This window comes from Bythopirellula goksoeyrii (assembly GCF_008065115.1).
GTDB lineage: Bacteria > Planctomycetota > Planctomycetia > Pirellulales > Lacipirellulaceae > Bythopirellula > Bythopirellula goksoeyrii.
On sequence record NZ_CP042913.1, the window covers coordinates 3,047,419 to 3,061,216 of the forward strand.

Consider the following 13,798-nt stretch of genomic DNA (forward strand, 5'->3'; position numbering starts at 1 on the left):
GCGCTATCACTCAGCGGCCATTTCTTCTTCGAGATATTCACTTTCTTCGGTTTGATCGCGAACGATTAGCACTTCCTCAACATTCGGCAGCAGTTGCCCGCCCACCTGTCGGTTGACAGATTGCCAAGTGAAGGAGTTCTCGTCGACCGGAACGACAATGTTGACTGACGATGATTTCTCACCCGATGCAAGCGTTCCTTTGGAATGGATCACCCACTGGTCGCCTTCGAGTTCCCAAGTCCCCTCCGCAAATCCTCCGTGCGAATCGAACACCCAGGAACGAATCTCCTTGGCGGCCGCATCCCAGCCGATGATCTGAAATCCAGATAAATCGATCTCATCCCTGACCACCACGGCAAAGCTCCGTGTGATGAAATTACAGTTCTTAGTCCATTGGCATTCGGTAACAATCGTTGAATTATCGTCACCATCGACCCACGAACCAATCAGCCACTCCAACTTCTGCAGTTGTTCGTAGTTGGTAGGAGGGGGAGAGGGAACGTCGGATTCCGATACCCTGTCGATCAGCCACTTACCGTCGCGTTTGACATGTACGGCAGAGTAGTTGGAAATGGCGGGTTCCTGGTCGGGGACAGTTACCGTGGCGACTCCGTTCTCAATCGCCACGTTGGGAGAAACGAAATCTATCGAGTCGATTGATACTTCAATCTTGAGGTCGGGTGTCGCCGTAAAATCTTCTTCGAATAGAGCAGTGAGTTCTTCCTGGCCTACAACAGCTTCCCCCGTGGTGGGGTCCATATAGACCGCATCAGGGGACCACATCTCAGCGACGGCCTTTGCATCTCGTTTGTTGTAGGCTTCGACGTAGGCCTCGGCATTGGCTCGAATGGCCGCCTCATCAGGATTAGCTTGCTCAGCAGCCTCCTCCTGGCTCCAGCAAGTCCCAGAGGGGAAGATTCCCAGAAAAGCAATTAGCAGCAGTGAATCGAAAAAGCGTTTCATAGATTACCTCCGCGGTATGGAATGACTCATGACGAGCAATTGTGTCAAATGCTGATAGCCTTAGTCTAGCAAACCGTTTTCCTAAAATAAGTAGCCTAGCCAACTTTTCATCCGCAAGAGAACCATCATCGTAACACCGGCGACTTGAACCTGGTCGGTATAAACGGCCGCATACCCTTGAGAGCCAGCAGAGATTCGTAAGTCTTCACTATCATCGAGCTTAATGCGGGCCGGAAAACGAGTCCTTTCTTGCGGTCCCGGCGAAGTCGGCATGTTGCCCGAGGCGTCAAGTTGTCCAGCTCCAGTTACGTCGATTGTGGTGAGAACCCGCCCAGGAAACCGGCACGCAGATAACAAGTTCCCAATGCGTTCGCTTCGTCGAGCACAACGTGGCGTCGCTCGTTGTGCCGGGTTGCCGCGAGCGAAAAGGAAAATGCCAGAAGTAATCCTGCCAGACCGAACACGCTCCCTTTGACGGTAGAAATTGCACTACGAGAAAGCTCCGAATCAGAAGCAGAGCCCATCTGCGACCAGCGGAACCCCAACTCGTTGGCCACGAACATCAACAGGAGTAGATTTGCGGTTAGAGGCCAAGTGGGAAAATCGGGTGGCAGATCCATGGACATTCTAGAGATGTCCTATGAGGTGAATCTGCTAGGATTCCAAAGTCTCTTCTTCGATTTCGTACTGAAATTGAAACTGACGAAATCGCAGGAAGCCCCAAACGCCGACGCCTATTCCTATTGCAATCAATGTCCAGCCTGCGATATGCAAGGGAAGCGTATCGGCCAACAATTTCAAGATGGTTCCCCCGGTGGCAATTAACATGAGAGAAGTTCGCAGATAGGCCAGCATTGTCCGTTCATTAGCCATCTCAGTTCGCATGAGAGCCAACTGATCGCGGGCCGATTGCTCGCCATCATTCTTGAGCATGCAAGCTTCCAGCTATTGTGAGGCATATTGCCGTGGATTCGATGGTCTTCTGAAAAAGCATGGCAATCATAGCCAGAAAAGTTTCGTCAGGAAGTAAAGTTTGCGAAATATCATAGTAAGGATAGCACAATTGTTCAGCTCGATTCAGAATTACATCCGTGTACATCTGTGTCAATCCGTGGCTAGAAAAAAGCTTTTATGGGGCTCAAGTCCCTACCAGATTTGCTTCTTTCAATAATAATCGCCCTACTGTTGCTTCTTGATCAATTCACAATGACTTACGTCGAAACCCAGTCGTGAGCCAGATCTCCCGATCGCCCATATCCTGCAGCATCGATAAGAGGTGTCCCTCCGAGTCATAGAGTTCCCAAATCGTGCAGTGGGAAGCTAACCGGTTGTGGTCGTCGAGTTCAATGCGAACTGCTATTCGCTGGCAACCTAGTTCGCGGACCTCTGCAATCCGACGATGCACATCGCTCGAGAGCACACGCCAGCGGCCAATTCTCACATTGACAATATTCTCCGTCGCGTTCCGATAGATCTCTACAACCGGAACTCTGGGTATAGTCCTTTCTTCCCGCAGTCGGGAACTTTTATGGCGATCTTCCAATACATTCAGTAATAGAGAATCGGTAGGCGATTTCAACTCAAGCAAATTTGGACAGGCAGAATACATGGAAAGTCTCTCCAGGCGAGGCAGTGGATGGGAGACGCTCTGTCTCCTGGAGTGTTAAGCGAGAAGAGAAGGGGAGTGTTACAGATCTTTTTGGCGCTGTTTTCCGCGGGAATTCGAGGCTTTCTTGATCGCCTTGTTCTCGGCGTCGGCGTCGAATTTTGGATTGAGTTCGGTTGGTACCGGCGCATTCACCTCGTGTTGCCAAGTCTTGAGGATATGAAGAAGCTCATCTCGCTTTTCGGGCATTTCTTTAGTCAGATTGTGACGCTCGCGTATATCCTGGCGGAGATTGAACAACGAAACATGGCCATCCTCGAAATACTCTTTCAGCTTGTAATCGCCAATCCGCACAACACTTACCGGTCGCGATCGGAAGAGAGGGTCACGTTGCTCGTTGTATACTCCGTACGATTGCAGATACGCCGGGAAATGCCAGAAGAGGGGACGATCACCAAAGCTCTTTAGTTCACCCTTCAACAGGGGAATGAGGCTGCGTCCATCGAGCGGCTGGTGGGGCAAGCGTACTCCGGCAATTTCACAGATCGTCGGAAAGAGATCGACCCCAATGATTGGCTCGCTGGATTCGGTCCCTGGCTCGACAACTCCCGACCAGTTAACAAAAAAAGGTACTCGAATACCCCCTTCGAAGTATGTCCCCTTGTAGCCCCATAAGGGGTCCATGTCGGTAGCGGGGCCATAGCCCCCATTATCGGAGTAAAATAATATGACCGTGTTTTCACGAGCATTTATTTCATCCAGTACGGTCATTATCCGACCGACTCCGTCATCGACGGCTTGTATCATGGTCGCCATCTTTACGTTCTGGTGGAGCTTACCCGGCTTCTTTGCTTGGTATTTCGGCAGCAGTTCTCGTTTAGGTTGTAGTGGAGTGTGGACGGCAAAATGAGAAAGATAAACACACCAGCGTTTGTCGCCACTCTTTTTGATAAAGTCGACAGCTTGGTCTGTCAGCACATCCGCTAGATATTGGCCCTCGGGGCCATAGTGGGCATTAAATCCTGGCAACTTATCGTATTCGACTGCCACATCGAAACCTTGGGTCGTGGGGTCTGTTCCCAAGTGCCACTTGCCAAACATTCCCGTTCGATACCCAGACTTTTGCAGAGCTTCAGCCCAGATCTCGATCTCCGGGTTCAACGTATCGGTACCCGGAACATGCTTCAATCGGCGATGCCTGGCTTTCCCGCGCGGCGCGGTACCGACATTGAAGAGTTGATGCCGAGGCGTGTACTGCCCTGACAACAGACAAGCCCGCGCGGGCGCACAATTCGCCGCACAAGAGTAGGCGTCGCTAAAAATCATCCCCCCGCGCGCCAGCGCGTCGATATTGGGAGTCTCATAGAAGTCAGACCCCATGTAACTTGCATCTCTCCAACCGAAGTCATCCAGATAGATGAAGAGGATGTTTGGTTGATCCTCTGCATAAGAGCAGGCAGTGAAGAGTGAGAGTGCTATGAAGCAACTGCCCAGAATTATCTGATATAATTTGCCGGTAAGCATTTTTGGGGAAGCGTGATGGCAAAGTGAAGGTACATAAAAGGAGCACTGACAATATAAATGATTATGGTCGGCAGATGGAAAACATCCCGAACGGATTATAGCCATTAGCCCAGGATAAGCCAAAGATGAACAACCCACCGTCATTCCCGTGCTGACGGGAACCCGGCCCCCAGCTCCCAGTCCCCAGCCCCCAGTCCCTTCTCTGACCGGTGCACAGCGGCTGCCCTCACGAAAGTGGGAGCGGGAACCCAGCTCCACGATCGCCTTTCTCACTAATTGCAGAGGGCCACTCGAACACGTATCCTAGGTGTCCATACCTACCTATTCCTTGCTCGAATCAATCGCTGTTATGGATGACACCGCCATCACCAACTTCATCGACCGCTGGAAGCCCTCCGGCGGGGCCGAGCGGGCGAACAATCAGCTGTTACTCGCCGAACTGTGCGACGTACTCGAAGCCCCACATCCCGACCCCACGGTAGAGGTCGAATCCGACAATCGCTACGTCTTCGAAAAGAATGTCATCTTCGACAACGGCGACGGCACCACCAGCACCCGGCGCATCGATCTCTATCGCCGCGGATGTTTTGTCTGTGAAACCAAACAAGGCATCGAGAAGGTGAAAGACCTCGAACGCCTCGTGGCCCTCAACCACGAACAGACCGAGGAAGAAAAACGGGGCCTCATCCGGTGGTTAAGACCCGACTATCAAAATCTAAAGGGGCAAAACCCCGACGGCAAAACCCAACAGGGCATGCTCACCGACACCAAAGAAGCCAAGCCCAAGGCCACCAAGAAAAAGGCCAAGATCACCAAACAACCCCGGCCCAAAACCCTCTCCGCACAAGCCGCCGCCGTCCAAGCCATCCTCGCCACCCCCGCCGACGAAACAGACCTCGCCAAACATTTCACCAGGGCCAACAAAGAACGGATTGCAGAACTTCTAGAAACGCTAGAAAGTCTAGTTAAGGCGCGCCTGGTAGATGGGCAGCGTTATGTGGGGGTGTAATGCAGTTTGTCACTCGCTAGGATTACCGCAATGCCATACTCCGAGCCAGAAACCCTAGTTCAAGTTAAAAAGGCAATATTACCTGAGATACTTGACGCTACTTTACTTATTGTTCGAGTTGAAGGTGAACAAGAACCAAAGTTCAAAGTTGATCGTTCAGGAGTTTTTTTTAGAATTGCTCGTGAATACTTCATTCTTACCGCTGCACATAAAATCGATCAGCGAATCAAGACGAACACTCCGCTTTGCGTTGCTGTCGAAGGTGATCCGCACGTTGTTGAATTGATAGGTTCTGATTTTCATGGCACAGAATCTCATGGCCGCGACATAGCAATCATCAGACTCACACAAGAGAAAGCGGAACAAATTTGTATCTCTAAGGTTCCGCTGACGTTGTCGAAAATTGACAGATGCCCCAGGGAGTGCAACAATTTCTTCCTTACAGCAGGGTATCCTCAGGAGTGGTTCAGCCATGGAGATTATGGTTTTAACCTCGTCCCAGTGTCTTTTTTCGGAAGACCATTCGAAGGCGACCCATCGCCATTCGTAGGCCATGAATATAACTCTTCAATTCATGGTGCTTTTGAATTCGATGCCAATCCGATTCGTTCGAGTGATTCACTCACTGTATTCTTACCAGACTTCAATGGAATGAAAGGGATTAGTGGTTGTGGGATTTGGCGTATCTATCACAATCCAGCAGCTACTGGCGAGTTTCCCAATAGTTACTCTCTCAGTGCTATTGAGCACCGGTATGACCGAAGCAATAAGTATGTACTAGGAACTTGGATTGAAATCGTTATGCAGAGGCTTCTAGGGGAATATCCCTCTCTTTCGTCTTCTTTCAAATTTCAGTATCCAACCTGAAGTGAGATTGACCTTGAACACAACTGCAAAGTTTATTGGATCCAATTTCTACAAAGAAATTGTCTGGAATACTTTTGGCAGGTCAGAACGCATGATTGCATGTGCATAGGAATATCTTAAATGAGCACTGATGTTTCGATTTGCTTCTTCTGTGACAAACCTTGTGTTATGAGAGAGGGAGATAACGATTCTGCACTTGTAGAATGTCGCTCCTGTGGTCGCTACTCAATCACAAAAGAACTGGAGTTTCATTTTGATGATCGAGCAGCCTACCTCACGCGGCAAAATCGAAGGAGACTCGGCGGGGTAGCACGGGAATACACGGATGCGAGACAGCCCTTGGTTTTTACTACCGATACTACTATGGATTTGCTACTCCAAGCTCCAATCGCATTTGACGTCCCTGCAAAAATTCGCAAGTTGATCCGAGACATCGCAAGAAGAAGTCTGTTTGCAGGCGATTATGTCGGATATCACCGGGATAAAGATTGGACTGTTGGTTATGCAGACAACAGAGAGGAGTTTATCTATCAAATCGAGTACGCGCAGGAACTCAAATGGATCGAGACGTCAGCTGTTTCATGCTACGAACCAAGCTCTGAGCAGAACGACATCACGATTGCTCTCACACCACTTGGATGGGAAGAACTTGAGAAAAGCCATAGGGTAGACTCGAAGAGGGTATTTACCGCGATGTCTTTCGATAAATCACTCGATACGGTGTGGAAAGATGGAATCTACCCAGCCATCGAATCATGCGGCTTTACTCCAATGCGAATAGATGAAGAGGAATTTACCGAGGGAATCGTTGATAAAATTATTGCGGAAATTAACGAGTCTCGCTTTGTAGTTGCTGATCTCACACTTCACCGCAACGGGGTTTACTTTGAAGCAGGCTACGCCAAAGGCTTGGGACTGCCGGTAATCTGGATCTGCAGAGAAGACGAATTAAAGAATTCTCATTTCGATGTGAAGCACTTTAACATCATAGTTTGGCAGGATGTTGATAATCTAAGGGAACGACTAAGCACCAGAATCCGAGCCGTGATCGGAAAGGCTTGAGAAAATGTACGTTCCATGCTCTTAGGAAAGGATAGCATCGCCGGAATCTTTGAACGCATTTCACCCCTCCCCGGCCGCTACCGCGTCCGACCCTCCCAGGGGAGGGTGAGTTTGAAATACCCTCCCTTTGGGAGGGTCGGCCTCTCAGGGCCGGGGAGGGTATTAGAATCGGCACTTAGATAGATGCGACGTGCTGGAACCTTTAGGACCGATAAAGTGAAGATTCATTTTCCGTCAACCAACGAAGACTAGACGTTAAACCAGATGGCACAAAACACGGCAATACAATGGTGTGATTCCACAGAGAATCCGACGATGGGATGTGCCGGCTGCGAATTGTGGTCGGGCGAACGACAAACTTGTTATGCAGGCGTCTTACATCGTCGATTTGGGGGAGTCTCCTCTGGATACGCACCACAGTTTGAGCAGGTGACATTGTTTCCTGGGCGAATGCGGCGGGCTTCCAGGTGGTCGGACTTGTCGGGACGGAAGCGAAAAGACAAGCCTTGGCTAGATGGAATGCCACGACTCATCTTTGTTTCAGATATGAGCGACGCTTTGTCTGAGTCAGTGGACTATGATTTCTTGAAGGAAGAAGTGATCGAGAATGTCACAAGTGAGGACGGGCAGAGGCACTGTTGGTTGTGGCTAACGAAACGACCCCAGCGGATGGCAGCTTTGTCTCGTCGCCTGGAAATAGATTGGCCAACAAACCTTTGGGTGGCGACAAGTGTCACCACCCAAAAGTCGACATCTCGAATCAGGCATTTGCTCCAAGTAGGTAATAGTGAGACGATCCGATTCTTGTCTGTCGAACCTCAATGGGAGCCAATCAACATCGAAGCATGGCTACCGGAAATCGATTGGGTAATCCAAGGTGGTGAATCGGGGGCCGATGCACACCCATTTCACTTGGAATGGGCAGAGTCACTGATTGAGCAATGCAAGGAGGCAGCTGTGCCTTATTTCCTAAAACAGCTTGGTTCCAACGCCTGCTGGAAAGGAAAGCGAGCACGCCATGTGCATTCCCACGGCGGAAACTGGGATGAATGGCCCTCTGGTCTCAGAGTGCGCGAGTTTCCTCAATTAGTCGAAGTTTGAAGCGGACGAGCTAATAGTCAAAAACCTCCCTCTTAGTTCATGAATCTCCCCACCTATTCTATTCCCAACTCAGCGCACTCCGCGTCTCCGCGGTAAACAATCTTCCCTCGCCATTTCTGACCAGGGCCTGACGACTATTCCGATTAATCACGTTTACTGCTGGCCAACCCTCGCTGTCTGGCTGTTTTCGATTGGCCCAAAAATCGTTGTGGAATTTCTCCCTGGCATTTGGATAATGGAGCATGCGGTAGGTCATAGATACGCACCAGCGCCCGCAAAGCATTACGGGAATGCTCGCGCTAGGCCTGCGCGCTCAGTGAGTTTGGCGGTTTCGACGAGCAAGTAGCGGCCAGTTTCGTGGGGTTCTGTTTACAAAACCTCGCCGCTGCCGAGACAACGTGATTCGCGTAAGTCTTGATCGGCCAACGAGTTGCAGCCCAACGGACCGACACAACGAGAGGGGGTTTTGTTTTGTAGAAAAAGTTTTCGACAAAATGTGCAGCGACAAAACCCCTCCTGCGGTGCGCAGGATCGAAAAAGAATCATGAGCTTTCCACCCCCCGCGCTACCTATGTTCTGATCGTACCACTAACCACTAACCACTGACCCCCGTTCTTTGACAATCGAAATCGTTCCTACCTCGCACGGAGCAGTCGTGCGGCTAGAGATCCGTCGGTAGGTTCTGGGCTTTCCCGTGGTGGAAGAAAACGGAGATTCGGCGAGTTTTGTTTTCAAAACCAGGAGAAAAACTCTAAAAAACATCGAGAAAAATAGGGTGCGTGAGAATAGTTTTGTTTTGTTTCATTCAATCTTGAGAAAAAGGCCGGGGCAAAACTCCCGCCACGGTGCGCAAGTGCCAGCAACGACATGTGGCTTTGTGCAGCTTCCGGCCGGTCCTATGGAAAAGTAGGGTGGCCACCGCCCACCAGTTGCTTGCTTGAATCACTTTGTTTTGGTGGGCGGTGGCCACCCTACTGGACTATTTTGCGAGACCCGCATCCTGCGGAGAGCAATAGTTCTCCACTGTCCACTAACTACTAACCACTCAAATCACCACCGGCTTGCCCAGCGCGCGTCGCAGCGGCACAAGCTGCCCCGCGTGCATCATGCTATGCGTGGCGATCAGCACGTAGACGTTTCCGACGGTAGGAAACATCGAGCGAAAATACTCAGGGCCTGGTTGTTCGAGATCCGCTTCAGTGAGTTTTTCCAACGCCGCTTTCGTCGCGGCGTGAACTTTGTCAAAGAGATCCAGGTATTCTTGCTTGCTGCAGAAGTGGGCCGGATCGTCATCGCCAACCGATTCTTTGCTATGCTTCTCAGCGAAGCCTGCGGGGAGTTCGACTCCCGAATCGGCACCAACTGCTTCGAGCAAATGCTTTTCGGAGTTGATCAAATGCCCCAATTGCCAAGCGATATGGTTACAACCCTCTCCCGGTCGTTTCATGAGGTCAGCATCGCTCAAGTCTTCCAAATACTTGTTAAGTACCATGGAGCTAGTATCGAGCGTCGCGTTAAGGACATCTTTGGCATTCATGAGTGTATTCCTCAGGAGTAAAGGTGCTGAGTTGGAGTGAGAGTACGAAGTATATCCAATTTCAGACCCAGCCCGCAACCAAGCGAATGAGCAGCTTGCAGTGGAGCAAGAAAGACTGGAGGGCAGATCCTGTTAAGGATTCATGAATTCCATAGCCACAAGAAACCCAGCGCGGCCGGTGGCCGCAACCGAATATCAATTAAACGCGGAGATCGCCGAGGCGCAAAGGAATTAAAGGAATTCTCTGCATGTCTCCGCGACTCCGCGTCCTCTGCGTTTAGATAATTTTTGTAAGCTGCGAAAACTTGAATTGTTAGTAGTATGAAGATGCACAAGAAGGTTACACAATGTTTTCGAAATCCAATTTTCGTGAATTATCGTGTTTTTCGTGGCAATATTTCCCTACTGACGACGGAACAGCGCCTGGCGCAATTCTTCCTCGAAGGTGGCGCTGGTTTCCAGCACCGCACGGAAGTCGTCTTTGCCAAGCGCATAGAAGATCGTCGGTTCGCGGGCGACGATTGTGGCATTTCGGGGTTCGTCGGTAATGAGGGCAGCCTCGCCGAAGTATTGGCCCTGTTTCAGTTCGGCTACCTTCTGATCCTCGGTGCCATCGTTGACCAGCACATCGACACTCCCCGATCGGATAAGATAGAAGAGTTCGCCCGCGTCTCCCTGGCGGATCACCACATCGCCTGCGTTGGCTTCGTGGACCATCATTTGATCGGCAACCTCAGCCAATGTATTGGGGGTAAGATCAGCAAACAACGGGAATTCCTTGAGGAATTCACAGATGACCGAGGTTTCCTGCACCGCCACGTCGGACTTGATTCTGCCATCGACCATGTTCACGATACGATCGGCAACGTCGAGAATGCGATTATCATGGGTCACCATGATGATCGTGCAGCCTTCGTCACGTGCCAATTCCTGGAAGAGAGTCACCACTTCGCGTCCCGATTTTTCGTCGAGGGCTGCGGTAGGTTCGTCAGCAAGAATGAGCTTCGGCTTATGGACCAGTCCACGGGCAATAGCGACACGTTGCTTTTGTCCTCCGGAGAGGCTCTTGGGTTTGTAATGGATACGATGTCCCAAGCCGAGGCGAGTGAGCAGCGAACTGATTCGCCCTTCGGCGATCATGGGATCGAGACCCACCAACTCGGCAGCCATATTGACGTTTTGGTAGGCAGTGAGTGATTCGAACAAGTTGTGCGCTTGGAAGATGAATCCCATTTCCTTACGAATGCGCACGATGAGATCGCGGTCGGCGCCGCATAGTTCGTTCCCCAACACTCGCAGGCTTCCCTCCTGGACGGTGCGCAGAGTGCCAATGAGAGTGAGCAGCGTGGTCTTTCCCGAGCCAGAAGGGCCAGTCATGATCACGATCTCACCGCGGCGTACCTCAAGGTTGTTGTCATAGAGGGCTTGCTTTCGGAGATCCCCTTCGCCAAAGAAATGATTGAGGCCTTGCACTTTCACCGTCTTCGGCATTTGAATGCCGCCGGTGAACGCGCCACTGGTTGCAGGAATGGTCGTTTGTGAATCCATATTCGGAGGTCTGTCTGAAAGTTGTTAAGGTCTGATTATTAAAACAAGCTCGCAGGATCGGCCGACAATAGTTTACGCACGGCCAAGAGTCCCGAGGCGACACACATGGCAACGGTGAGTAGAAACACCAGCATAATCGTGTTCCGTGACATTACCATTAAGAGTCCCGTCTGGTTTGAGAGCCAAGTATACATGACAGTACTCACGGCACATCCTGGCACAAAACCTACGATGGCCAGCAAGACAGCCTCGGTAAGAATCAAGAGGATGAAATACCGTGCGGTGTATCCCATAGCTTTCAGCGTGGCGAATTCAGCCATGTGATCTGCGATGTCTGAGTAAATGACCTGGTAACAGATGACCATTCCCACAATGAAACCAATGATCTTCCCCGCCATGAAAATAGTCCCAATCGGCGTACTCGTGTCCCAGAAATGGATTTCTGCCTCGCGGTATTCTTCACGAGTCAGCACTTGGACATCTTTATCAATCGACCGCTCGATAAGGGATCGAACTTCATCGACATTGGCATCGGGCAAGACATCAACAATGCCAATGTCGATCACGCTCAGGGGATCACCGGAGCGGACTCGCTGGGGAAAGAATTCAGCAAAGTTCTCTGCGCTCATAACGAGATTGCCATCGTGGGCGAAATCGGTACCCAATTCGAAAGTTCCGACCAACGTAAGATTTTTGCTGGCCAACTCCACTTGTTCTTGGGCTAACGCGTCGTCGTCATCATAGGGAAACGGGAACTTACTCCGCTTACTCTTTGCGTCGATGAGAGCTGTTCCCTGAGATCGCAAGCGAGTGAGTTGATGATTGATCGCTGCCGAATCAAACACGGGATCATCTAGGTAGAATCCAATTGACCGGAGTGGAAAGCCGCGATTTCCCATGCCATTTTGCATTCGTCGAAGTACCGAGGTGGTGAGTTCGGTGTACACGGGATAGGCCCCTTCAACACCGGCACATGCGCGGGCTTGGTTCAGACGTGTGATAGGGAATCGTTTCTCAGAAGCAAGTGTAAATTTTGCTTTACTTATGAGGAAAATGTCGCCTTCCAGATCATCGATAAGTTTGACCTGACTGTCAAAGAGGGCATTTTGGAATCCTACTTGCGTAAACATTAACAGAACGGCAAATGCGATCCCGCAAATAGCGACCACCAATCGACGCCAATCATGCGTCAGATTTTTCCAAGCCAGTGGTGTTTTGCGACGTGGTTTCATTGGGAGTTGCTCAAACCTAAAACAAATCAGCGGGATCCGCTTGATACAATTTCCGTAGGGCCGCCAATCCAGAGAGAACACACATGACGATTGCAAGCACCAATACCAATGCGGCAATTCCGGGGGTCATATTCATTGGCATCCCTGAGAGATGCTCGACCAAGCGATAGAGTCCCCAGGAAATGATAAGCGATGGGATATAACCGACCACTGCCAACAAGACTGCCTGCATCAATACGACCTTGGTTAAATACTTCGCGCCGTATCCCATGGCCTTCAAGGTGGCATACTCGCCCATCATGTTGGCGATATCTGTAGAGAGGACCTGATAGACGATGGCCACTCCAACAAAGAGGGCAACCCAAACTCCCAGTGTAAAGATCTGGCCCAGGGGGGTCTCATGGACCCAGCGGTGCTCTTCGCGGTCTAATGCTTGCTGGCGAGTCAGTATTTCCACATTGGTATTCGACTGATTTACTGGGGCAAGTGAGAGACCAGATTGTTCATTGCTTGATGGAATCCCATAGATGTCTAGCAATTTCTGCCGGACACTCTCAGCTTCCTCTGGATCCTTCAGCTTGAGAAGCCCAAACGTTACATCATCAATAGTTTGCCAGGGACACGCTCTGATATAGCCTGCAGGATTTGTCAGGCAGGCACCGTTAGAAGCCATGCCGGTGCCTAATTCGAACAGGCCAACAATGCGTACGCGTTGAGGCCCCAAGGTGGTTTCAGCGCCGATATCGGCCTCACTGAATTTTTCTTTGTTCGCAGGGCCATACTCTTTCTTTGATTTCACATCGACCAGCACAAATGTTGCGTCCGAAAGTTTTCGCGCCTCTTGATTGATGTCTTCACGATTGAAAGCGGGATCTTGGGGGTCCGTACCCATGGTAATGATGGCACGCCAATCCCCTTCAGCTTCCAGCGCTGATTCAGGAGAGAGAGAGGAATCATCTGAAGGGCCTGGTTTAGCAGCGGCCGGCGCTTGCCATTCGCTCAGTCCCAGATAGAAAGGCTGGGCATGCTCAACCTCCGGTAAAGATGCTGCCTGAAAGACCCTTGAACGCGGAAAAGATCGAGCTTCGGTGAGATGCAGATAGGCAGGGGACCGCAGCATCAGGTCGAACTCAAGGGCGTCGTAGATCTGCGTGGCGGTATGAATAATACCGCCCAAGAAACCAAGTTGCATAAAGATCAGAATAACAGCAAAACTCACCCCAGCCACGCCAATCGTCGTGCGGACTTTATTGTGAACGAGATTCTTCCATGCGAGTGGGGTTTTCATGGATTCGCATTGCCGTCATGCCCAAGCCGAGACCGGGATTCTTCCCCAGAACGACTTATTC

13 protein-coding genes are annotated in these 13,798 nt (G+C 50.7%); 4 read left to right on the forward strand and 9 right to left on the reverse strand.

Translation table 11 applies throughout. From position 1 onward, the window contains the following. Nucleotides 1-6: 6 nt before the first annotated feature. The 5 genes from Pr1d_RS12090 to Pr1d_RS12115 all read right to left on the reverse strand — a co-directional run bounded on the left by Pr1d_RS12090 (nt 7) and on the right by Pr1d_RS12115 (nt 4,093). Entirely contained in the window at nt 7-963 is a 957-nt protein-coding gene (locus Pr1d_RS12090) for a YybH family protein (RefSeq protein ID WP_148073768.1), read from the reverse strand. 305 nt (nt 964-1,268) lie between these two features. After that, nucleotides 1,269-1,589 (reverse strand): hypothetical protein, encoded by a 321-nt coding sequence (locus tag Pr1d_RS12100; protein ID WP_148073770.1) that lies wholly within the window; start codon nt 1,587-1,589, stop codon nt 1,269-1,271. 28 nt (nt 1,590-1,617) lie between these two features. Further along, nucleotides 1,618-1,896 (reverse strand): DUF202 domain-containing protein, encoded by a 279-nt coding sequence (locus Pr1d_RS12105; protein WP_148073771.1) that lies wholly within the window; start codon nt 1,894-1,896, stop codon nt 1,618-1,620. 268 nt (nt 1,897-2,164) lie between these two features. Then, nucleotides 2,165-2,572 carry a hypothetical protein gene (locus Pr1d_RS12110; protein WP_148073772.1) on the reverse strand — a complete coding sequence of 136 codons (408 nt, stop codon included), beginning with the start codon at nt 2,570-2,572 and terminating at the stop codon, nt 2,165-2,167. 78 nt (nt 2,573-2,650) lie between these two features. Continuing rightward, complete coding sequence (locus tag Pr1d_RS12115) at nt 2,651-4,093, reverse strand: sulfatase (RefSeq protein ID WP_148073773.1); 1,443 nt, start codon at nt 4,091-4,093, stop codon at nt 2,651-2,653. A gap of 349 nt (nt 4,094-4,442) precedes the next feature. Here Pr1d_RS12115 and Pr1d_RS12120 point away from each other — a divergent pair, with 349 nt between their 5' ends. From Pr1d_RS12120 to Pr1d_RS12135, 4 genes are all read left to right on the forward strand, one after another. Then, nucleotides 4,443-5,102, forward strand: coding sequence for a type IIL restriction-modification enzyme MmeI (locus Pr1d_RS12120; protein WP_148073774.1), 660 nt, complete (start codon nt 4,443-4,445; stop codon nt 5,100-5,102). A 30-nt stretch (nt 5,103-5,132) separates the two neighbouring features. Next, nucleotides 5,133-5,969, forward strand: coding sequence for a hypothetical protein (locus tag Pr1d_RS12125; RefSeq protein ID WP_148073775.1), 837 nt, complete (start codon nt 5,133-5,135; stop codon nt 5,967-5,969). Nucleotides 5,970-6,089: 120 nt separating this feature from the next. Further along, nucleotides 6,090-7,031, forward strand: a complete 942-nt coding sequence (locus Pr1d_RS12130) for a hypothetical protein (RefSeq protein WP_148073776.1) — start codon at nt 6,090-6,092, stop codon at nt 7,029-7,031. 264 nt (nt 7,032-7,295) lie between these two features. Next, the gene (locus Pr1d_RS12135; protein WP_148073777.1) at nt 7,296-8,132 is read left to right on the forward strand and encodes a DUF5131 family protein; all 837 of its coding nucleotides are present in this window, start codon (nt 7,296-7,298) and stop codon (nt 8,130-8,132) included. A 1,045-nt stretch (nt 8,133-9,177) separates the two neighbouring features. Here the strand turns inward: Pr1d_RS12135 and Pr1d_RS12140 are convergent. The 4 genes from Pr1d_RS12140 to Pr1d_RS12155 all read right to left on the reverse strand — a co-directional run bounded on the left by Pr1d_RS12140 (nt 9,178) and on the right by Pr1d_RS12155 (nt 13,737). Next, entirely contained in the window at nt 9,178-9,669 is a 492-nt protein-coding gene (locus Pr1d_RS12140) for a DinB family protein (RefSeq protein ID WP_148073778.1), read from the reverse strand. Nucleotides 9,670-10,071: 402 nt separating this feature from the next. Continuing rightward, complete coding sequence (locus Pr1d_RS12145) at nt 10,072-11,217, reverse strand: ATP-binding cassette domain-containing protein (RefSeq protein ID WP_148073779.1); 1,146 nt, start codon at nt 11,215-11,217, stop codon at nt 10,072-10,074. A gap of 38 nt (nt 11,218-11,255) precedes the next feature. Further along, complete coding sequence (devC, locus tag Pr1d_RS12150) at nt 11,256-12,449, reverse strand: ABC transporter permease DevC (RefSeq protein WP_148073780.1); 1,194 nt, start codon at nt 12,447-12,449, stop codon at nt 11,256-11,258. Between the two features lie 16 nt (nt 12,450-12,465). Beyond that, the gene (locus Pr1d_RS12155; RefSeq protein WP_148073781.1) at nt 12,466-13,737 is read right to left on the reverse strand and encodes an FtsX-like permease family protein; all 1,272 of its coding nucleotides are present in this window, start codon (nt 13,735-13,737) and stop codon (nt 12,466-12,468) included. Between the last annotated feature and the right edge of the window lie 61 nt (nt 13,738-13,798).

What these genes read in the sequence shown, in the direction of transcription:
- Pr1d_RS12090 (WP_148073768.1), bottom strand. Translation starts at nt 963, where the DNA reads ATGAAACGCTTTTTCGATTCACTGCTGCTAATTGCTTTTCTGGGAATC.
- Pr1d_RS12100 (WP_148073770.1), bottom strand. Translation starts at nt 1,589, where the DNA reads ATGTCCATGGATCTGCCACCCGATTTTCCCACTTGGCCTCTAACCGCA.
- Pr1d_RS12105 (WP_148073771.1), bottom strand. Translation starts at nt 1,896, where the DNA reads ATGCTCAAGAATGATGGCGAGCAATCGGCCCGCGATCAGTTGGCTCTC.
- Pr1d_RS12110 (WP_148073772.1), bottom strand. Translation starts at nt 2,572, where the DNA reads ATGTATTCTGCCTGTCCAAATTTGCTTGAGTTGAAATCGCCTACCGAT.
- Pr1d_RS12115 (WP_148073773.1), bottom strand. Translation starts at nt 4,093, where the DNA reads ATGCTTACCGGCAAATTATATCAGATAATTCTGGGCAGTTGCTTCATA.
- Pr1d_RS12120 (WP_148073774.1), top strand. Translation starts at nt 4,443, where the DNA reads ATGGATGACACCGCCATCACCAACTTCATCGACCGCTGGAAGCCCTCC.
- Pr1d_RS12125 (WP_148073775.1), top strand. Translation starts at nt 5,133, where the DNA reads ATGCCATACTCCGAGCCAGAAACCCTAGTTCAAGTTAAAAAGGCAATA.
- Pr1d_RS12130 (WP_148073776.1), top strand. Translation starts at nt 6,090, where the DNA reads ATGAGCACTGATGTTTCGATTTGCTTCTTCTGTGACAAACCTTGTGTT.
- Pr1d_RS12135 (WP_148073777.1), top strand. Translation starts at nt 7,296, where the DNA reads ATGGCACAAAACACGGCAATACAATGGTGTGATTCCACAGAGAATCCG.
- Pr1d_RS12140 (WP_148073778.1), bottom strand. Translation starts at nt 9,669, where the DNA reads ATGAATGCCAAAGATGTCCTTAACGCGACGCTCGATACTAGCTCCATG.
- Pr1d_RS12145 (WP_148073779.1), bottom strand. Translation starts at nt 11,217, where the DNA reads ATGGATTCACAAACGACCATTCCTGCAACCAGTGGCGCGTTCACCGGC.
- devC (WP_148073780.1), bottom strand. Translation starts at nt 12,449, where the DNA reads ATGAAACCACGTCGCAAAACACCACTGGCTTGGAAAAATCTGACGCAT.
- Pr1d_RS12155 (WP_148073781.1), bottom strand. Translation starts at nt 13,737, where the DNA reads ATGAAAACCCCACTCGCATGGAAGAATCTCGTTCACAATAAAGTCCGC.